We start from the raw sequence: 20,340 nt of genomic DNA on the forward strand, positions 1-20,340 counted from the left end.
AGTTGATAATCCACCGAATATGATAATTATCATACTTTTTTGAATTGCATTGTTTATAAAAAGAATGTCGCAGATTTTACTTCTCAAAAAATTAGCACTACCAATTATAAAGATGTAAGGATAGCTCCCGTTTTATTTAATTATTCTTAATAAGAATCGGTAGAACAATAAAAATCGATAAAACTTAAATGCACCTATGCCTTTTCGTTAAACCTTTAGTATTTTTACGGTTAATCTCAATTAGATTGCTATTATGTCTGTAGAACCAAAATTAGTTAGATTTAAGCAAAACGTACTGTCTAAATACCAAATTTACAACAGTGTATTTATGACGCTGCCTTTTGATACCGTTACAAAAACAGGAGCATTACTACCCTTATTTCATGAAACCTGTAAAAAAGGGTTTGCGCACGAAGAGGACCCCACAACGATTGTAAATTCGTTTTTTAAAAAATACCAAGCACGCCGCAATAAGCAAAGCCAAATAAATTTACTGTTCCGTTTCATTCAATACATTGAAAGGCAAGTTGTATTATTTGATGCTATTGAAGATGCCGCATTCCCCATTGTGAATAATATGGAAGGTATTGGTACTTTAAGAAACCTAAAAGAATCGGCTACGGCAGAAAACAGATTAGAAGACTTAAAAGCCTATCTCGAAGAATTTAAGGTGCGCATTGTTTTAACGGCGCATCCAACGCAATTTTACCCAGGTTCGGTTTTGGGCATTATTACCGATTTAACTGAAGCCATAAAAGACAACAACCTGACTGAAATCAATAATTTATTCGCCCAATTAGGAAAAACACCCTTTTTTAAACGCGTTAAACCCACACCGTATAACGAAGCAAAAAGCCTAATTTGGTATTTAGAGAACGTGTTTTACACCTCGTTTGGAGAAATTTACAATTACATTCAACAAAACATTTACGACGATGGCAAAAAGCACAACGAAATTATAAATATTGGTTTTTGGCCCGGTGGAGACCGCGACGGAAACCCGTATGTAAAACCGAAAACAACCCTGAAAGTGGCTAAAAAATTAAAAAAAGCCATCCTTAAAAAATACTACCAAGACCTTAAAGCTTTAAGACGCAAGCTTACCTTTAAAGACGTGGAAGAACGGATTATTAAATTAGAGACTATTTTATATAATTATAGCATCAATTTAAACACTAAAAAAACCATTTCTTCAAAAGAGCTTATTAAGGAATTGTTAAGCATAAGAAATCACATTGTAAAAGAACACCAATCGTTATACATTAGTGAAATTCATAATTTAATAAACAGAATCCATTTGTTTGGATACCATTTTGCCACTTTGGATATCAGGCAAGACAGCCGCATACACAACAACGTTTTTACTACAGTTATCAATCATTTAATTGAAAAAGGAAGTGATTCGTTCCCGAAAAATTATAACGAGTTAAGTGAAGACGAGCAAATAAAAATATTATCAAAAGCGAAGCACGAAACCATAGATATTGATGCTTTTGAAGACGAAATGGTGCGCAATACCTTAAGAACCATTGAAGCCATTGAAGATATTCAAGCAACAAACGGCGAGCGCGGAGCCAACCGTTATATAATAAGTAACAACCAAACGGCTTTAAATGTTATGCAGCTTTTCGCCATGCTTAAAATAGTGGCTTTTAAAGAGCGTTTAACCGTTGATGTTGTACCGCTTTTTGAAACCATTACCGATCTGGAAAATGCTCCGGCAGTTATGGAGCAGCTGTATACAAATCGGGCTTACAGAGCCCATTTAAAAAGTCGAGGCAACAAACAAACCATTATGCTCGGTTTTTCTGATGGCACAAAAGATGGTGGTTATTTAATGGCAAATTGGGGTATTTTTAAAGCCAAGGAATTGCTTACCGAAATGTCTAGAAAATACGATGTTACAGCCATATTTTTTGATGGTCGTGGTGGACCACCGGCACGAGGCGGCGGTAAAACGCATCAATTTTACTCGTCTTTAGGCCCAACTATTGAGGACAAAGAAGTGCAGCTTACCATTCAAGGGCAAACCATTAGCTCTAATTTTGGCACGTTGGATTCATCGCAATATAACTTAGAGCAGCTTATCAGTTCTGGTATAGACAACAGAATTTCTGGCGGACGCAACAAACTATCTGATGACGATAGAACAGTTATGACGGATTTGGCCGAAACCAGTTATAAAACGTACAAGGATTTTAAAAGCCACCCGATGTTTATTCCGTATTTAGAGCGTATGAGCACCTTAAAATACTATGCAAAAACCAATATTGGAAGCCGCCCATCAAAACGAGGCACTTCAGATAAATTGGTGTTTTCAGATTTAAGAGCCATTCCGTTTGTGGGTTCATGGAGCCAATTAAAACAAAATGTCCCAGGATTTTTTGGCGTGGGAACCGCGCTTAAAAAATATGAAGATGCCGGTGAGTTTAATAAAGTTGAAGCACTTTACAAAAACTCAAAATTCTTTAAAACCTTATTGGAAAACAGTATGATGTCTTTAACAAAATCGTTTTTCGATTTAACAAAATACATGTCTAATGACGAAGAATTTGGTGATTTCTGGAATATCATTCACGATGAATACACAATTACCAAACGATTGCTTTTAAAGCTTACTGGCTATGCCGAATTAATGGAAAACGAACCCACAGGAAAAGCCTCAATCGAGGTTAGGGAATCTATTGTCTTGCCATTACTGACCATACAACAGTATGCGCTTAAAAAAATTCAAGAACTGGAAAAAGCTGGGGTTAGCGATGATGATGAAGAAAAGAAAATTTATGAAAAAATAGTAACCCGTTCGCTTTTCGGGAATATTAATGCGAGTAGGAATTCGGCTTAAATTGATTTTCCGCTTTTATCTTAAAACAACAGAACAGCAACAGTTAAATGGTATTTAGAAAAGCAACCATAGAAGATGTTCCGAAAATTGTGGAAATGATTGCTGATGACGACCTTGGCAAAACGAGAGAACAATTTAAAATACCACTTCCGAAAGCATATTTAGATGCTTTTGAAAAAATAAATGCCGACGAAAATCAAGAGCTCATTGTTGTTGAAGATGAACATCGAGACGTTATTGGCACTTTGCAATTAACGTTTATTCCGTACCTAACTTACCGCGGTGGCATAAGGGCGCAAATTGAAGCGGTAAGAATTAGAAAGGACAAAAGAGGCATTGGCCTAGGAAAAACCATGTTTAAATGGGCCATTAACAAAGCTAAAGAACGAAACGCGCATTTACTGCAATTAACGACCGATAAAAAAAGACCCGATGCCATTAAGTTTTATGAAGACTTGGGTTTTAAAGCGTCGCACGAAGGGATGAAATTACACTTTCGTAAAAAAACACATTGCATTTAATCCTATAAGAAAGGGTGCTTTAAACAAAGTAAAGCACCCTTTTTATTCAAATTAAACTCATGTTATGTTTAATGCTCATTCAACCTAAAATCCGGATAAGCATCCATACCGTGTTCGTGAGAATCCAAACCTTCAACTTCCTCAAGCTCAGAAACCCTGATACCCATTGTTTTCTTCAAAACAAAAACAATCAAAAATGTAGAGATGGTACAAATGGCCGCATAAGCCAGTACACCATATAATTGAGGTAAAAATGATAATGCATTTGCAGCTTCAGAAATCGTTGCTACCACATCGCCATTGGCATTTAAAAATTCACCCGCATCATTGGTAACGGCACTAAACCCGAACATACCAACAGCCAGCGTTCCCCAAATACCACAAATTAAATGCACGGCAATGGCTCCAACAGGGTCATCTAACTTTAACCTATCAATACAACCAACCGCAAAAACAATAAGCACACCCGATACGGCTCCAATTATTATGGCCGCTGTTGGCGACATTACGTCTGCCCCAGCGGTAATACCCACGAGGCCTCCAAGAATACCATTTAAGAACATGGTTAAATCTAAGTTTTTGTAAACTACTGTTGAGGCAATGGCAGCTACAACCCCACCACTTGCGGCGGCTAAACATGTGGTAACCAAAACCAAGGATGTTAATCCCGGATCAGCAGAAAGTACAGAACCGCCATTAAAACCAAACCAACCTAACCAAAGGATTAATACACCAGCCGTAGCCAAAGGAATATTATGCCCTGGAATGGCCTGTATTTTTCCGTTTTTAAATTTACCTATTCTAGCGCCCAATAAACATACAGCCACCAATGCGCCCCAGCCACCAACGGAGTGCACTAAAGTAGACCCTGCGAAATCGTAAAAGCCCAATTGATCCAAAAAGCCGCCGCCCCATTTCCATGAACCCGCAATAGGGTAAACAAAACCAACATAAATTACAGCGAATATCATAAACGCCCCAATCTTCATACGTTCTGCCACGGCTCCCGAAACTATGGTCGCTGCCGTTGCCGCAAACATGCCTTGAAATAAAAAGTCGGTCCAATAGGTGTAGCCTTCGTTATATGTGAGATCCAAGGTTCCGGCATTGGTTAGTGGTGAATCCAACCCAAATCCGGCAAATCCAAATACGCCCCAATCATCGGGCCCAAACCCTGGATACGTTAAGTTAAACCCAACCAGAGCGTATAATAGCAAGCCAACGGTAATAATAAAAATGTTTTTAAAAAGAATGTTTAATGTGTTTTTTTGTCTCGTTAATCCTATTTCCAAAAGCGCAAAACCCATGTGCATAAAGAAAACGAGTGCCGTACAGATCATCATCCATACATTGTTTGTAGTAAGTAATTCCATAATATTTTAATGTTTAAATGATGCTGATTATCTTAAGGTATCTCCGCCTTTTTTTCCTGTTCGTATTCTGTAACACTCTTGGACATCGGAAACAAATATTTTCCCATCTCCAACATCACCTGTTCTTGCTACTCTTAAAATGGTCTGTACGGTTATTTCCTCAAAATCGTCGTTAACTACAATGGATAAGTACCTGCGCTGAATATCGCTCGTACTATAGGATACCCCTCTGTAAACATGTCCTTCTTTTTCGTTTCCCAATCCGGTTACATCCCAGTAAGAGAAAAAATTTACACCTACCTCGTGCAACGCATCTCGAACTTCGCTGTACTTGGATTTTCTAATAATTGCTTCAACTTTTTTCATGATTATATATTTGTTTTTTTTCATTTCCTCGTAAGAGGAAATCTCATATTATTTATTATTTTAGAATGAATAGATGGCTGCCAATACGAAAGAACCCAAGCTTTTTGATGGCATTATGTCATTATCCCAAAAGGCCCCTTCTTCACTAGTAGAATCCAATCTTATTTCTGGTTTTATGGTTAAGTTTTCAATGGCATAGCTACCTGTTAACGTAAGCGCAAATACCGAACCGTCTCCATTGGCATCATACGCTCCGATACCTCCTGCGCCAAAATCAGATTCAGAAAAATACTCAGCTCTTAAACCAGCGGTAAAGCTTTCACTTATTGAATACTGCGGATATATTGCTCCACCTGTAAATGAACCGCCATTATCTTCGTAACTTAAATGTGCAGCATTGATTCCTAAGAAGAAAGTATCGGATAAATCAAATCCGCCAGTGAAATCAATTTCAAAGAAAGAGGGATCTACCAATACATTAAGAAACTGTCCTGAATACCCTAATTGTGCACCAAATGCGTAATCGCCGGTTGGATTGAATTCAGTTATATCAGTATCATTCATAACGCCCAACATTAAGCTAAAATCTTCAGATAAAGTAAAGTCGGCTTTCAGCCCTGTATGGGTAAACGGCCCATAGGAGAACAGATAAGACGTACTATAGTTAAAGTTAACGACTGGCGAAATAACCTCATAGCCCAAAAAAGTATTGAAATTACCTATGGTGAGTTTTACGGATTCACTCACATTCCAATAAGCATATAATTGCGCCACGATGTTACCCGTGCCAATTTCCTCATTTCCCACAGGGTACATTGGAGAGTTAAATATGGCGTCCGTCCCTCTTGGACCAAACATTAAATCGGCAACAAATCCTGTTTTTTTACCTTCATAACTAGCAACAAGGTTTACCATACCTAAGGCAAAACCAGGCAAATTAGCAAATGAAGACCCCGGCGCAACATGGTTTTCATCGTTTGGTGCCGTAAAGTTGGCTCTATAATAGGCATCAACACTACCGCTAAAGTTAAACTTTGGAGCCGGTGCTTCTTCTTGAGCAAACATCGCGGTTGCCACAAAAAACATTAAAAGGGTCGTAATTTTTTTCATAAGTTTCAATTTTAGTTATTCGTTCTATTATTTTTTCTTTAGAACAGGTCAAAACTATTTAAAAAATATTTTACCCCCATAAAAAATAGGGTTGACTAATTCATTTTTATTAATATTTACATTTCAACCCTATTTTTTTATGGGTATATAGGTTTGACTTTGATTTTTTTGAGTATTTTTAATTTCAATTTTGAATTATTATTAGCTTTTCTCTTTTTTAATTGATTTTAATTTCAAACAAATGACGTTTCATTAACATTAATTCATGCTTTTGCATTTAAAACCAGTTTTTATGAATTGAGTATTTATTAAAATATTTTTGTTTAATTGATATATAATTAGTTTTGCGTTGACTAAATTTTCAAAATCGGAATAATGATTCAACCCTTGTTATTATTCAAACTCTAGTGCATATCTTAGCTTTTCAACACCTATTTTTAACTTAAAATTTGTTGATTATGCTGAAGAAACAAGGACTTTATTTGCCTGAATTTGAACACGAAAATTGTGGTGCAGGTTTTATATGTAATCTAAAGGGAGAAAAAACCAATCAAATTATACACGATGCCTTAGAAATTCTGGTAAAACTAGAACACAGAGGTGGCGTTAGTGCCGATGGAAAAACAGGCGATGGTGCAGGTCTTTTAATCGATATTCCGCATGCCTATTTTAAAAGGGTTTGCGATTTTAAAATTCCGGTACAAGGAAAATATGCCGTGGGCATGGTGTTTTTACCAAAAAACGTAAATCAATATAAATTTTGTAAAGACACTTTCGAAAAAGAAATTATGGGCCAAGGCCTATCGGTTTTGGGCTGGAGGCAAGTGCCTGTTGATTCTTCTCAATTGGGCGAGATTGCTTTAGCGTCCGAACCTAATATAGAGCAGATTTTTATCGAAAAAACCAACGATGTTTCTGAAGATGTATTCAAGGCAAAATTATATGCGGCCCGCAAAATAACCGAGCATATTATAGCCAATTCCAAAATGTCTGAAAGCTCGTATTTTTATGTGTCAAGTTTATCAACAACCACATTGATTTACAAGGGTATTATTATGCCCGAAGACATTGGCCCATATTATAAAGACTTACAAGAAACCGATTTGGTTACCCGATTGGCATTGGTGCACCAGCGTTTTTCAACCAACACGATGCCCACATGGGAATTGGCGCAGCCGTTTAGGTTTATGTGCCAAAACGGAGAAATAAATACACTTCGTGGCAATGTTAGCAGAATGCGTGTTCGCGAAGAAATTATGAAAAGTGAGGTTTTCGGCCCTCAAATTGAAAAACTGTTCCCCATTATTTTACCAGGAAAATCAGATTCCGCTTCCATGGATATGGTAGTTGAATTGTTAACCCACACCGGACGCTCGTTGCCAGAAGTCATGATGATGATGATTCCGGAAGCTTGGGAAAAACACAAAACCATGTCGCCAGAACGCAAAGCTTTTTACGAATACAATGCTTGTATTATGGAGCCTTGGGATGGGCCCGCATCGGTACCTTTTACAGATGGCAATTACATTGGCGCCTTACTGGATAGAAACGGATTGAGACCTTCACGATACACGGTTACCAAAAGCGGTAAACTGATTATGTCGTCTGAAATTGGGGTGGTTGATATTGCTCCCGAAGATGTGGAAAGCCACGGTCGTTTAGAACCAGGAAAAATGTTTCTGGTTGATATGAACGAAGGACGTATTATTAATGACGAAGAAATTAAAAGTAAAATTGTTTCGGAAAGACCCTATCAAGAATGGTTGGACAAAACCCGTTTGCATTTAAAGGATATTCCCTATAACAACGAAACCTGCCCGATTGAAACCATCGATTTAAAAACCCGCCAGCGTTTATTCAATTATACGTTCGAGGATATTCAGGAAGTTATCACCCCAATGGCAGTAAACGCCAAGGAAGCTTTAGGCTCCATGGGTATCGATACGCCCTTGGCTGTTTTATCGGACAGACCACAACTTATTTCAAACTACTTCAAACAATTATTCGCCCAAGTTACCAATCCGCCCTTGGATGGTATTCGCGAAGAAATCGTAACCGATATCAGTTTAAATTTGGGCAAAGACCGTAATATTTTCAGTATTTCGGAAAGACAATGTAGAAAATTAAAAATTCAGAACCCTGTAATTTCCAATGCCGATTTAGAAAAGATAAGATGCATCTCCGTTGAAAGTTTTAAAGCTGAAACCATTGAAATGCTCTATCCAAAAGCACAGGGACTAAACGGACTTGAAGATGCTTTAGACGATATTATCGTTCAAATTGAAAAAGCACTCGACAGAAAAACAAACATCATTATTTTGTCAGACAGAGGCGTTAATAAAGAGTTGGCACCTATTCCGGCTTTGTTGGCGTGTTCGTATGTAAACCATCAAATGAATCGCTTGCGCAAGCGTTCGTATTTCGATATTATCATTGAATCTGCCGAACCTCGCGAGCCGCATCATTTCGCAACCTTGTTCGGTTATGGCGCCAGTGCCGTAAACCCTTATATGGTAAACGAAATCATTAGAATGCAAGTAAAAGAAGGCTTCATAACGGGAATGGACGAGCAAAAAGCGGTCGATAACTTCAATAAAGCCATCGGAAAAGGCATTCTTAAAATAATGAACAAAATAGGAATCTCAACACTGCATTCGTACCGAGGTTCTCAAATATTCGAAATTGTTGGGTTTAACTCCCATTTCGTTGAAAAATACTTCCCATACACCGCGTCAAGAATTGAAGGTATTGGATTATACGAAATTGAAAAAGAAATTAACGAGCGTTACAAATACGCTTATCCTGATAAATTAATAGACAAACGTTTAGGCTTAAACATTGGTGGCGATTACAGATGGCGACGCAATGGCGAACGCCACATGTTCAACCCAACAACCGTTGCAAAATTGCAGCAAGCCGTTAGGTTGAGCGATCAAGCCAGTTACGATGTGTATGCCAAAGCCGTTAACGAACAGTCTGAAAATTTAATGACCATTCGTGGGTTATTTGAATTTGACAACTTAGACCCGATTCCTTTAGATGAAGTCGAGCCTTGGACGGAAATCGTAAAACGCTTCAAAACAGGGGCGATGTCGTACGGTTCTATTTCGCGTGAAGCGCACGAAAACTTAGCTATTGCGATGAACCGTATTGGTGGAAAATCCAATTCCGGTGAAGGTGGCGAAGACAGAAACCGTTTTCAACCCGATGTAAATGGAGACAGCCGAAACTCTGCAATCAAGCAAGTAGCATCTGGCCGATTTGGAGTGACTTCGCATTATTTAACCAATGCCAAAGAGATTCAAATTAAAATGGCGCAGGGTGCAAAACCGGGTGAAGGCGGACAATTACCCGGCGAAAAAGTATTGCCATGGATTGCCGCGGCACGTAACTCAACCCCTTTTGTGGGCTTGATTTCACCGCCGCCGCATCACGATATTTATTCCATTGAAGATTTGGCGCAACTCATTTACGATTTGAAAAATGCTAATCGCGAAGCCAGAATCAACGTAAAACTCGTTTCAGAAGTTGGTGTCGGCACTATTGCAGCGGGTGTTGCAAAAGCCAAAGCCGATGTGGTTTTAATCGCTGGTTATGATGGTGGCACGGGCGCATCGCCTTTAACCTCTTTAAAACACGCCGGATTGCCTTGGGAATTAGGTTTAGCCGAAGTACAACAAACTTTGGTTTTAAACAAACTAAGAAGTAGAATTGTTGTGGAATGCGACGGCCAGTTAAAAACAGGACGCGATGTAGCCATTGCAACATTATTGGGTGCCGAAGAATTTGGTTTTGCCACAGCTCCATTGGTGGCTTCGGGTTGTATCATGATGCGTAAATGCCACTTAAACACCTGTCCGGTTGGTATCGCTACCCAAGATAAAGAACTACGTAAAAACTTTAAAGGCACACCAGAGCACGTTATTAATTTCTTCTATTATATCGCTGAGGAATTACGAGGCATTATGGCGCAATTAGGGTTTAGAACCATGGACGAAATGATTGGTCAAACCCATAAAATAAACGCCAATAAAGCCATAAAACACTATAAAGCTAAAGGCTTGGATTTATCTTCAATATTGTACAGGCCAGCAGTTTACAGAGAAATGGAAGTTCGGAATACTGAAAAACAAGACCATGGTATTGACAACGTTATGGATTTTCAAATTTTGAAAGATTCGCACCGTGCCTTATACCGTAAAGAAAAAATGACTTTAGCTTATCCAATCAATAACATAAACCGAACGGTTGGCGCTATTGTAAGTAACGAAATATCTAAAAAATACGGGCATTTAGGATTACCGGAAGATACTTTAAACATCAATTTTACAGGGTCAGCGGGTCAAAGTTTTGGTGCCTTTGGAGCCAACGGATTGACGTTTACATTGGATGGCAACACGAATGATTATTTAGGAAAGGGACTATCTGGAGCTAAATTAATTGTGAAGAAACCAGCGAAAGCAACCTTTATCGCGGAAAACAACATTATTGTTGGGAACGTTTGTTTGTTCGGTGCCGTAGAAGGTGAAGCCTATATTAACGGGATTGCAGGCGAGCGTTTTGCCGTGCGTAACTCGGGCGCAACCGCCGTAGTTGAAGGCGTTGGCGACCATTGCTGTGAATATATGACCGGTGGAAAGGTAGTTGTTTTAGGTAAAACGGGACGGAATTTCGCCGCAGGTATGAGTGGCGGCATTGCCTATGTTTACGATCCTAAAAACAAATTCACTAACGGATTGTGTAATACCGAAACCATTGAGTTTGAGGATATTTTAGAAGAGCATGCCAAGGATTTAAAAGAACTTATTGAAAAACACGTTTTATATACAGACAGTAAACTTGGTAAAAGATTATTAAATGATTGGGATGCCAGCTTAAAACATTTTGTTCGGGTAATGCCAATCGAATATAAGAAAGCTTTAGAGCGTTTGGAAAAAGGAGAAGTACTAGTTGAAGCATTAGAAACAGCATAATACGATGGGAAAAATAACAGGTTTTAAAGAATTTGAAAGACAAGACGAAACATACACTCCTGTAAAGGATCGTGTAAAACATTACAAGGAATTTACAATTCCGCTTTCAGAAGAGGAACAAAAAAAACAAGGTTCACGCTGTATGGATTGTGGTATTCCGTTTTGCCATAGTGGTTGCCCATTAGGGAATTTAATCCCGGATTTTAACCACATGGTGCATCAAGGCGAATGGCAAAAAGCCTCGTGGATACTACATTCCACAAATAACTTTCCTGAATTTACAGGACGTTTATGCCCTGCACCATGCGAGCAAGCTTGCGTTTTGGGTATAATTGAAGACCCTATTTCTATAGAAAATATCGAAAAAAATATTGTTGAGCGTGCCTTTAAAGAAGGCTGGATTAAACCTCAGCCACCAAAAGTTAGAACCGGAAAAACCATTGCCATTGTTGGCTCGGGGCCAGCTGGTTTAGCTGCCGCGCAACAACTAAATAGAGCAGGACACACCGTAACCGTTTTTGAACGTGATGATGAAATTGGAGGCTTATTGCGCTACGGAATTCCTAATTTTAAAATGGAAAAGGAAATTATCGATAGACGATTGGCCATTTTAAAAGCCGAAGGCATCATTTTTAAAACCAACGTCAATGTTGGCGTAAACTATGATGTGGAAAAACTCAAAGCATTTGATGCTGTGGTTTTATGTGGTGGCGCAACCGAAAGACGCAGTTTACCAACTCCCGGTATTGATGCCGATGGCGTGGTGCAAGCCATGGATTTTTTAACCCAGCAAACCAAAGTGTTATTTGGTAAAAAAGTAGAAAATCAAGTATTGGCAACCGATAAAAACGTCATCGTAATTGGTGGTGGCGATACAGGTTCGGATTGTGTGGGAACCTCAAATCGCCAAGGCGCAAAATCGGTCGTGAATTTTGAGATTATGCCAAAACCTCCGGGGCATCGTTCGCCAACTACTCCGTGGCCTTATTGGCCTTTGCAGTTAAAAACATCGTCTTCTCATCAAGAAGGTGTTGAGCGTAACTGGCTAATTAATACCAAAGAATTTATAACCGATAAAAACGGAAAACTCACGGCTTTAAAAACCATAAATGTCGAGTGGGAAATGATTCCTGGGGAACGCCCAAAACTTATAGAAATTAAAGGCACCGAAAAGATATGGCCTTGCGATTTGGCCCTTTTAGCTTTAGGGTTTACAGGACCCGAAAGCACTTTGGCCGATAAACTTGGTATTGAAAAAGATGCTCGTTCAAACTATAAAGCATCATATGAGAAATATCAAACCAATATTCCGAATATATTTGCCGCTGGCGATATGCGTCGTGGACAATCATTAATTGTTTGGGCCATTTCTGAAGGCAGGGAAGCAGCTCGACAAGTTGATATTTATTTGATGGGCAAATCGGATTTAGCCACTAAAAATGCCGATGGCGATTTGGTTGGTGTGCATTAATAAATCTATATATATGCTATAAAAGCGGCTGTCTAAAAAGTCTAATTCTATGTCATATTGAGTACTTCGACTGCGCTCAGCACAGGCTTTGTCGAAATATTTTAACTTATTGACAATCAAGATCGGTTTCGACAAGCTCAACCTGACAAATTAAATCCAAAGGACTTCTTAGACAACCTCTTTTTTATTGTGAATTTCTCATAAATTCCTCACATTTTTCAACCATATTTTTACTGCCGCAAACAAAGGGCACGCGTTGGTGCAATTCGGTGGGCTCAACATCCAATGTTCTTATAAAACCATCACTCGATTTTCCGTTGGCTTGTTCAGCCAAAAACGCCATAGGGTTACATTCATAAAGCAATCGTAGTTTCCCATTGGGGTTTTTAGAGCTTTGCGGATATAAATAAATGCCGCCTTTAATCATATTTCTATGAAAATCGGACACCAAAGAACCAATATAACGCGAGGTGTACGGTCTGTCGCCTTCTTCTTGTTGGCAATACTTGATATAGTTTTTTATGCCCTGCGGAAAATGAATATAGTTCCCTTCATTTACCGAATAAATATTCCCGTCTTCAGGAAATTGCATGTTGGGATGCGACAAATAAAAAGAACCAATGGCAGGGTTTAAGGTAAACCCGTTTACGCCATCTCCTGTGGTGTAAACTAGCATGGTTGATGTCCCGTAAACCACATACCCCGCAGCTACTTGCTGGCTTCCTTTTTGTAAAAAATCGGCTAAAGTAACCGGAGTTCCCACCGGAGTTACGCGTCTGTAAATTGAAAAAATAGTACCCACCGAAACATTAACGTCGATATTTGAAGAGCCATCTAACGGGTCGATTAAAACCACATATTTGTTTTGGTTGTTTTCATCTTGACTGTTAATCGAAATAAAATCGTCTTCTTCTTCACTGGCAATACCGCAAACAATGTTTCTTTTGGTTAGGGTTTGTATAAATTTTTCGTTCGCGTAAACATCTAATTTTTGCTGATCTTCACCTTGTATATTCGTATCGCCAACGGCACCAATAATATCAACTAAACCAGCTTTATTAACTTCGTGATTTACTACCTTTGCCGCCAATCGTATGGAATTAATAAGTCGGGATAACTCGCCCGAACTATACTTAAACGATGTTTGATTTTCAATAATAAACTCTCCTAAAGTTTGGTTTTTTCTAGTCATGAAAACGATTTTTTGTTTGTGCAAATATCTATTAATTTTTAACTAACTACAACGTTTTCGTAAAAGATTAATGGGTTTATATATTTAACTTTAAACTATATTTGAATTTATTTTAACCCTATGACTTACAAAATAAGAAACGCTACAGCGCACGATATGCCACAAGTGCTGCGTTTAATAAAAGAATTGGCGCTTTTTGAAAAAGAGGCTGATGCTGTTGAAGTAACTGTTGAAGAATTACAAAAAGACGGCTATGGAGAAAACCCGCAATTTCACTGTTTTGTTGCCGAAGTCAATAACCGTATTGAAGGCATCGCATTAGTGTATAATCGCTATTCGACATGGAAAGGAAAAGCCATTCATTTAGAAGATTTAATTGTTAGCGAGAAAATGAGAGGCTCTGGTTTGGGCACCGCACTTTTAGATGAAGTGATAAAATACGCTTATAAATTGGGTGTAAAACGCGTTAATTGGGAAGTGCTGGATTGGAACGAACCTGCCATTGCATTTTATAAGAAAAAGGGTGCCGACGTTAAGCGCGATTGGTGTGTGGTGCATTTAAACGAACAAGCTATAAAAGATTATATTTCGAAGTTAGGATAAACCGTTATTAAGGGACTCAAAACATGCAAGTATTCAAATTTGGTGGCGCATCGGTTAAAGATGCCAATGGTGTTAAAAACTTAGCGGAGGTGCTGCAAAAAACAGGTTATAAAAACACCCTGATTGTGGTTTCGGCAATGGGCAAAACCACCAATGCCATGGAGTTGGTTTTAAAAAATTATTTTAATAATAAAGCTCAGTTACAAAGCTCAATTCAAGAGGTTAAAAAGTTTCACAATCAAATTTTATTAGATTTATTTGAAAATGAAAACCATCCTGTTTTTAAAAAAATAAGCTTGTTTTTCGATGAGCTAAACAGCTTTTTAAAAACCAATAAATCGCCAGATTACAACTTTATTTACGACCAAACCGTTGGTTTTGGCGAGCTTATTTCAACTACAATCATCAGCGAATATTTAAACATTATTGGTATAAAAAACAATTGGATAGATGTTCGGAATCACATAAAAACCGATAATTATTACAGGCGTGCCCATGTTAATTGGGACGACACCCAACACTTAATTACCGCGCAATTCAACAAAAACGTTTTAAATATTACACAGGGTTTTTTAGGAAGCGATGCCAATAATTTTACAACCACACTTGGTAGAGAAGGCAGCGATTATACCGCAGCCATTTACGCGTACTGCCTAAATGCTGAAAGTGTAACCATTTGGAAAGATGTTCCGGGTGTTTTAAACGCCGATCCACGGTATTTTGAAAACGCACAATTACTTAATAAAATATCGTATCGCGAAGCTATTGAATTGGCTTTTTACGGGGCTTCGGTTATTCATCCAAAAACATTACAGCCTTTACAAAGAAAGGAGATTCCGCTTTACGTAAAATCCTTTTTAAATCCGGAACAAGATGGTACCATGGTTGGCAAAGACACCACTTTAGAGCCTATGATTCCTTGTTTTATCGTTAAAAAAAACCAAGTGCTTATTTCCCTATCGTCTTTAGATTTTTCGTACATTGTTGAAGATAATATCAGTGATATTTTCAAACTTTTGCACCAATATAAAATGAAGGTAGATGTGATTCAAAATTCGGCCATCAGCTTTTCGGTTTGCGTGGATAATATTTATAACAATCTCGAAGAATTGTTACATCATTTAAAAGCAAAATTTAAAGTCACCTGCAACAAAAACGTATCGCTTTACACCATTCGGCATTATACCGATGGTGCTATTAAGCAAATTGAAACCGGTAAAACCGTGTTATTAAAACAATTAACACAAGAAACCATTCAAGTAGTAACTAAATAGTTTATTTAGTACATTTACACTCATGACCAAACAACAAAATACAGGATTGGTAACCGCCAAAGAAGTAGCCAAAGCCATACAATTGGACAAGTATGGGTTTATTGGTACGTTTTTGGGTTGGGTTTTAATGAAACTGCTTAAAATATCTACACTCAACAAAATATACAATAGAAATAAGCATTTAAGCCATTTGGAATTTCTGAATGGGATTTTGGATGAATTTCAAATTAAGTTTGAAATACCCGAAGAAGACCTAAAACGCTTGCCAAAAGACGGTGCTTATATTACCGTATCCAATCATCCGCTTGGAGGCATTGATGGGATTTTACTTTTAAAATTAATGCTGGAACAACGCAGCGATTTCAAAATTATAGCCAATTTTCTGTTGCATCGCATCGAGCCGATGAAACCGTATATTATGCCTGTAAATCCTTTTGAAGACCGGAAAGACGCCAAATCCAGTATAGCCGGTTTTAAAAACGCAATTCGCCATTTAAAGGATGGGCATCCGCTTGGTATTTTCCCAGCCGGAGAGGTTTCAACCTATCGCGATGGCAAATTGGTGGTGGATAAACCCTGGGAGGAAGCTGCCATGAAACTGGCGCAAAAAGCCGAAGTGCCCATTGTTCCTATTTATTTTCATGCCAAGAACAGCAAGTTGTTTTACAAGCTTTCTAAAATTAGCGATACCTTTAGAACCGCAAAATTACCGTCGGAGCTTTTAACCCAAAAACGTCGGGTTATTAAAGTTCGAATTGGTAAAGCCATTTCGGTTAACGACCAAAAAGAACACACAACCCTTGATGAGTTTTCTGGATTTTTAAGACGAAAAACGTATATGCTATCCAATGCTTTTGAAGATAAATCTAAGATTTTAGATAATATTTCATCAACGCTAAAAGCCCCAAAAGTTCCTAAAAAAATAGTAACGCCAGTTGATTCGGAAACCATGATTTCTGAGGTTGAAGCCCTTAAAAACGAAGATTGCAGATTGCTAATAAGTAAGAATTACGAGGTGTATTTAGCGCCAGCCAAAAGTATCCCGAACATATTAAGGGAAATTGGTCGCCTACGGGAAATTACGTTCCGCGAGGTGGGCGAAGGCACCAACGAATCTATCGATTTGGATGGTTTTGATACCTATTACCACCACATGTTTTTATGGGATAACGAAAGCAATTTAATTGCCGGTGCTTATAGAATGGGATTGGGTTCGCAGATTTTTGAACGCTACGGGATAGATGGTTTTTACTTGCAGGATTTATTTCGGTTTGAGCCCGAGTTGTATAAAATGATGAGCCAATCCATTGAAATGGGGCGTGCTTTCATTATAAAGGAATATCAACAAAAACCCATGCCCTTGTTTTTACTTTGGAAAGGTATTGTGCACACCACATTGCGCTACCCCGAACACAAGTTTTTAATTGGTGGCGTTAGTATTAGTAATCAGTTTTCAAATTTCTCAAAATCGCTAATGATCGAGTTTATGAAATCGCATTATTACGACCCGTATATCGCGCAATATGTGCATCCAAAAAAAGAATTTAAGGTAAAACTGAAAGATGCCGATAAAGAGTTTGTTTTTGATGAAACCGAAGCCGATTTAAACAAATTCGATAAAATTATCGACGAGGTTGAACCCGGTGCATTGCGCCTCCCCGTACTGCTTAAAAAGTACATTAAACAAAATGCCCGATTGGTGGCTTTTAATGTGGATCCGCTGTTTAACAACGCTGTTGATGGCTTAATGTACATTAAAATTTCCGACTTACCCGAAAGCACCGTTCGCCCTGTGATGGAAGAATTTCAAGCGGAATTGGAGCGTAAGTTTATGGAGAATAATGGGGGTTAATCAAGTGATAATATTCCTTGCATGTCCCCACAAACTTTTCACAGCTACAAAAAATTTTGTTTTAAGCGCGTTGCTTTTTAATTCAGGTAGAACGAACAGTTTTCATTCGTAGGGTCGCAAACCGTTTAAACTTAACAACAATTACCACTTGGTGTGCAACAAGGTTCTTCGGTAGCTGAAACCGGCTCCTTTTCTTCAGAAACGGTTCTGTTGAGCTCAGTCGGAACACCGCAAGTACTTTTGGCTTTACAATCGGTTTTTTCGATGGCTAATTTAACTATTAAGTCGTTATTGCGTATTTCGAAATCGTTTACAAACAATTGTGCTGTATTAAACGTTGCATTGCTATATTCAAATTTTACCTCGGCTTCTAAAGCATAAGGTTTCATTTTACCAACTTTGTTAAGAATGGCCATGGCTTTGTAAACCGACATGTACTCTGTTTTACCAATTTCCTTCGGACTTTCCCATAGTTGTATAATGGTTTCTCTCCAAGCATCGGTTTGGGCACCGCAATCTACAGAGTCTATTGTAACATGTTTTACTTCGGTAATATGGTAGTTGGCGCCAACCCATTTATTTGGCGCGTATTCAAATAACAAAGATTTGTCTTTGTTCTGTTCTAAAATTTTAAATAATTCTTGTGTTTTCATAATTAAGTGATTTTTATTTTCATTCCCTCGAAGGAGGAAATCCATTCATTTTCTCTTTTTAATTTTGAAGATTCCTGACAGCGCAGGAATGACAACTAAAGTCCATCAGCAACAATTGGATTTTGTGGTGTTAAAAAATGTATTTAATTGATTTTGTAACTCGTTCCATCGGTCAACATTAATGCAATAGCACATGCTCTTCCCTTCTACTTCCCCATTAAGCAAACCAATGCTTTTTAGTTCTTTTAAATGCTGAGAAATAGTAGCTTGTGCTAACCCGATTTCCTCAACCAAATCGTTGCAGATACATGCGTTCTGATTACTTATATATTGCAAAATTGCTATACGCGCAGGATGACCAAGCACTTTAAAGAACTGTGCTAAATCGTTTTGTTGTTCGGTAAATATCTGTGATTTTGTAATTCCCATTTCATTATCTATATATTGCAATATTACGATGTTAAATTTAATTAAAAAAGCCAAAATTGATTTTTTTTGGCTTTTTTGTTTCAATTATCTTATTAAAGATTTATTTATTAAGATTCCCGTTTTCATGGGAATGACAATTTCAACGGAAATCTCGTTAAAAAAATGAGGAATTACTTTTCAATTAAAACCAAGGTTTTTTTCCTACTTGATAGGTGTTATAAAACTCTTCATCAGATTTTGTTAGATAAATGATACCTTCGATAAAACCTACAACACCGGGCACCCAAACAATTAAAAGCCCCACGCCAACACAGGATAAAAGAATACCTATTAATGTTGCTCCTAAAAGGATTCCACCTTCTTTATTATAACCCAAAATAAATTTATGAACTCCCAATCCGCCAAAAAGGATACCTAAAATTCCTGCCAATATTTTTTTGTTTTCTCCACCGGAAGCAAATGTTTCTTTGGCACTATCGGTAAACTCAGAGGCTGTTTCTTTAGCTTCTTCAGCAAGTTTTTTTGCTTTTTCTTTAGCATCTTCAGCAAATTCCCCTGCTTTATCGGCAGCTTTTTTTGCACCTTCTTTAGCATCGCCTAACATATCGTTTAGGTCGTCGCTTAAATTTTTTTCGTCGGACATTTTATTTAATAATTTTGGTTAGACCATAAAGTTAATAAATTTATGCATTATTAACTATTTCTTAAACTATTAGTATTTAAAATACGCTAATTGTTACAAATCACTTTTAAATAACAAATCATCTAAACAACATAATAACACCACCAATTGCCGTAACAATTAAAATAAAGCGCCTGTATTTTATGTTTGAAATTAACTTGACAATATATGCGCCCAAGAAAAACCCCATAATAACTGCTGGGATTAACGCCGAATTTAAAACCAATGATTCTAAAGTTACGGTTTTCCAAATAAAAATATGAAAAGGAAGTTTGAAGATGTTTATAATGAAAAATAACCACGCCGCTGTACCTATAAATTCATTTTTAGGAAAGCGCATTGCTAAAAAATAGATGTTTGAAATTGGGCCTGCCAAATTACCAATCATGGTTGTGAAGCCAGCTAAAAAACCAGTTCCTGTTGAAAATAATTTATGGGTTGGCACTTTATTGGATTTTCTGCTTTCTGAGTAAAACATAATAATAACCGAGGCAATTATGATTATTGCCATGAGCCTTTTAAAAAGGACTTCGGAAATATCATTGCCTACCCAAACGCCCACTAAAACACCAACTATCATCCATGGGATAAGCTTTTTAATAATATGCCATTGGGCGTGCCTGTTGTAATAAACTACAGCGAAAACATCGGCACAGATTAACATGGGAAGCAAAATGCCCGTTGACGCTTTTTCGCCAAAAACAAAGGCGAGTATAACAACAATTATAATCCCAATTCCTTTAATTCCAGATTTAGATAAGCCCAACAAAAAAACTGCAAAACCTATGGCTATCCATTGCAATGCAGTTAGATGATAAGATTGAAGTATTTCTATATAAGTCAATATAGTCTAAATAATAAAAAGGCAAATTACGGGAATTTTTCAAATACGGATAAAGGTTTCCCGATTTCACTTCGACTTTGCTCAGTGACCACTCGGGAATGCACCCCGACACTTCGGGACAACGGAAATCTATTCGCTAAAAGAAACTTTTT

General features: G+C 37.8%; 15 protein-coding genes. 7 read left to right on the forward strand and 8 right to left on the reverse strand.

The window, feature by feature from the left end; genetic code table 11:
* The first annotated feature begins 253 nt into the window (after positions 1-253).
* Both ACN5J7_RS08945 and ACN5J7_RS08950 read left to right on the forward strand, forming a co-directional pair.
* Positions 254-2,845 carry a phosphoenolpyruvate carboxylase gene (locus ACN5J7_RS08945; RefSeq protein WP_418603643.1) on the forward strand — a complete coding sequence of 864 codons (2,592 nt, stop codon included), beginning with the start codon at positions 254-256 and terminating at the stop codon, positions 2,843-2,845.
* Positions 2,846-2,892: 47 nt separating this feature from the next.
* A complete protein-coding gene (locus tag ACN5J7_RS08950) occupies positions 2,893-3,366 on the forward strand; it encodes an N-acetyltransferase family protein (RefSeq protein ID WP_418603644.1) in 474 nt (157 codons plus the stop codon).
* Between the two features lie 68 nt (positions 3,367-3,434).
* Here the strand turns inward: ACN5J7_RS08950 and ACN5J7_RS08955 are convergent, their stop codons facing one another.
* Genes ACN5J7_RS08955 through ACN5J7_RS08965 form a run of 3 tightly spaced genes read right to left on the reverse strand, consistent with a single transcriptional unit; the run spans position 3,435 to position 6,215 of the window.
* Entirely contained in the window at positions 3,435-4,739 is a 1,305-nt protein-coding gene (locus tag ACN5J7_RS08955) for an ammonium transporter (RefSeq protein ID WP_418603645.1), read from the reverse strand.
* A gap of 27 nt (positions 4,740-4,766) precedes the next feature.
* Positions 4,767-5,105: a P-II family nitrogen regulator gene (locus ACN5J7_RS08960; RefSeq protein ID WP_311935474.1), complete on the reverse strand. Its 339-nt coding sequence runs from the start codon at positions 5,103-5,105 to the stop codon at positions 4,767-4,769.
* Positions 5,106-5,165: 60 nt separating this feature from the next.
* A complete protein-coding gene (locus ACN5J7_RS08965; protein WP_418603646.1) occupies positions 5,166-6,215 on the reverse strand; it encodes an outer membrane beta-barrel protein in 1,050 nt (349 codons plus the stop codon).
* Between the two features lie 458 nt (positions 6,216-6,673).
* Here ACN5J7_RS08965 and gltB point away from each other — a divergent pair, with 458 nt between their 5' ends.
* Both gltB and ACN5J7_RS08975 read left to right on the forward strand, forming a co-directional pair.
* The gene (gltB, locus tag ACN5J7_RS08970; RefSeq protein ID WP_418603647.1) at positions 6,674-11,188 is read left to right on the forward strand and encodes a glutamate synthase large subunit; all 4,515 of its coding nucleotides are present in this window, start codon (positions 6,674-6,676) and stop codon (positions 11,186-11,188) included.
* Positions 11,189-11,192: 4 nt separating this feature from the next.
* Entirely contained in the window at positions 11,193-12,659 is a 1,467-nt protein-coding gene (locus ACN5J7_RS08975; protein WP_418603648.1) for a glutamate synthase subunit beta, read from the forward strand.
* A gap of 184 nt (positions 12,660-12,843) precedes the next feature.
* On the opposite strand, the gene fbp is transcribed toward ACN5J7_RS08975, so the two are convergent.
* On the reverse strand, positions 12,844-13,851 hold the full coding sequence (gene fbp, locus ACN5J7_RS08980) for a class 1 fructose-bisphosphatase (RefSeq protein WP_311935481.1): 1,008 nt from the start codon (positions 13,849-13,851) through the stop codon (positions 12,844-12,846).
* Positions 13,852-13,971: 120 nt separating this feature from the next.
* Between fbp and ACN5J7_RS08985 the strand changes: the two genes are divergently transcribed.
* Genes ACN5J7_RS08985 through ACN5J7_RS08995 form a run of 3 tightly spaced genes read left to right on the forward strand, consistent with a single transcriptional unit; the run spans position 13,972 to position 17,580 of the window.
* On the forward strand, positions 13,972-14,454 hold the full coding sequence (locus tag ACN5J7_RS08985; RefSeq protein WP_418603649.1) for an N-acetyltransferase family protein: 483 nt from the start codon (positions 13,972-13,974) through the stop codon (positions 14,452-14,454).
* A gap of 23 nt (positions 14,455-14,477) precedes the next feature.
* Positions 14,478-15,728: an aspartate kinase gene (locus ACN5J7_RS08990; RefSeq protein ID WP_418603650.1), complete on the forward strand. Its 1,251-nt coding sequence runs from the start codon at positions 14,478-14,480 to the stop codon at positions 15,726-15,728.
* Positions 15,729-15,750: 22 nt separating this feature from the next.
* A complete protein-coding gene (locus tag ACN5J7_RS08995; RefSeq protein WP_311935486.1) occupies positions 15,751-17,580 on the forward strand; it encodes a lysophospholipid acyltransferase family protein in 1,830 nt (609 codons plus the stop codon).
* 131 nt (positions 17,581-17,711) lie between these two features.
* Here ACN5J7_RS08995 and ACN5J7_RS09000 read toward each other — a convergent pair whose 3' ends face one another.
* From ACN5J7_RS09000 to ACN5J7_RS09015, 4 genes are all read right to left on the reverse strand, one after another.
* Positions 17,712-18,233 carry a DUF6428 family protein gene (locus tag ACN5J7_RS09000; RefSeq protein ID WP_311935488.1) on the reverse strand — a complete coding sequence of 174 codons (522 nt, stop codon included), beginning with the start codon at positions 18,231-18,233 and terminating at the stop codon, positions 17,712-17,714.
* A gap of 105 nt (positions 18,234-18,338) precedes the next feature.
* The gene (locus ACN5J7_RS09005) at positions 18,339-18,662 is read right to left on the reverse strand and encodes a metalloregulator ArsR/SmtB family transcription factor (protein WP_311937466.1); all 324 of its coding nucleotides are present in this window, start codon (positions 18,660-18,662) and stop codon (positions 18,339-18,341) included.
* 181 nt (positions 18,663-18,843) lie between these two features.
* Positions 18,844-19,305 (reverse strand): NINE protein, encoded by a 462-nt coding sequence (locus ACN5J7_RS09010; RefSeq protein WP_311935490.1) that lies wholly within the window; start codon positions 19,303-19,305, stop codon positions 18,844-18,846.
* 118 nt (positions 19,306-19,423) lie between these two features.
* A complete protein-coding gene (locus tag ACN5J7_RS09015) occupies positions 19,424-20,188 on the reverse strand; it encodes a TSUP family transporter (protein ID WP_418603651.1) in 765 nt (254 codons plus the stop codon).
* Between the last annotated feature and the right edge of the window lie 152 nt (positions 20,189-20,340).

The organism is Hwangdonia sp. (assembly GCF_048381975.1).
Classification (GTDB): Bacteria; Bacteroidota; Bacteroidia; order Flavobacteriales; family Flavobacteriaceae; genus Hwangdonia; species Hwangdonia seohaensis.

Bases quoted from the DNA above. Each gene is read 5' to 3' on its own strand.
- ACN5J7_RS08945 (WP_418603643.1), top strand. From the start codon at position 254: ATGTCTGTAGAACCAAAATTAGTTAGATTTAAGCAAAACGTACTGTCT.
- ACN5J7_RS08950 (WP_418603644.1), top strand. From the start codon at position 2,893: ATGGTATTTAGAAAAGCAACCATAGAAGATGTTCCGAAAATTGTGGAA.
- ACN5J7_RS08955 (WP_418603645.1), bottom strand. From the start codon at position 4,739: ATGGAATTACTTACTACAAACAATGTATGGATGATGATCTGTACGGCA.
- ACN5J7_RS08960 (WP_311935474.1), bottom strand. From the start codon at position 5,105: ATGAAAAAAGTTGAAGCAATTATTAGAAAATCCAAGTACAGCGAAGTT.
- ACN5J7_RS08965 (WP_418603646.1), bottom strand. From the start codon at position 6,215: ATGAAAAAAATTACGACCCTTTTAATGTTTTTTGTGGCAACCGCGATG.
- gltB (WP_418603647.1), top strand. From the start codon at position 6,674: ATGCTGAAGAAACAAGGACTTTATTTGCCTGAATTTGAACACGAAAAT.
- ACN5J7_RS08975 (WP_418603648.1), top strand. From the start codon at position 11,193: ATGGGAAAAATAACAGGTTTTAAAGAATTTGAAAGACAAGACGAAACA.
- fbp (WP_311935481.1), bottom strand. From the start codon at position 13,851: ATGACTAGAAAAAACCAAACTTTAGGAGAGTTTATTATTGAAAATCAA.
- ACN5J7_RS08985 (WP_418603649.1), top strand. From the start codon at position 13,972: ATGACTTACAAAATAAGAAACGCTACAGCGCACGATATGCCACAAGTG.
- ACN5J7_RS08990 (WP_418603650.1), top strand. From the start codon at position 14,478: ATGCAAGTATTCAAATTTGGTGGCGCATCGGTTAAAGATGCCAATGGT.
- ACN5J7_RS08995 (WP_311935486.1), top strand. From the start codon at position 15,751: ATGACCAAACAACAAAATACAGGATTGGTAACCGCCAAAGAAGTAGCC.
- ACN5J7_RS09000 (WP_311935488.1), bottom strand. From the start codon at position 18,233: ATGAAAACACAAGAATTATTTAAAATTTTAGAACAGAACAAAGACAAA.
- ACN5J7_RS09005 (WP_311937466.1), bottom strand. From the start codon at position 18,662: ATGGGAATTACAAAATCACAGATATTTACCGAACAACAAAACGATTTA.
- ACN5J7_RS09010 (WP_311935490.1), bottom strand. From the start codon at position 19,305: ATGTCCGACGAAAAAAATTTAAGCGACGACCTAAACGATATGTTAGGC.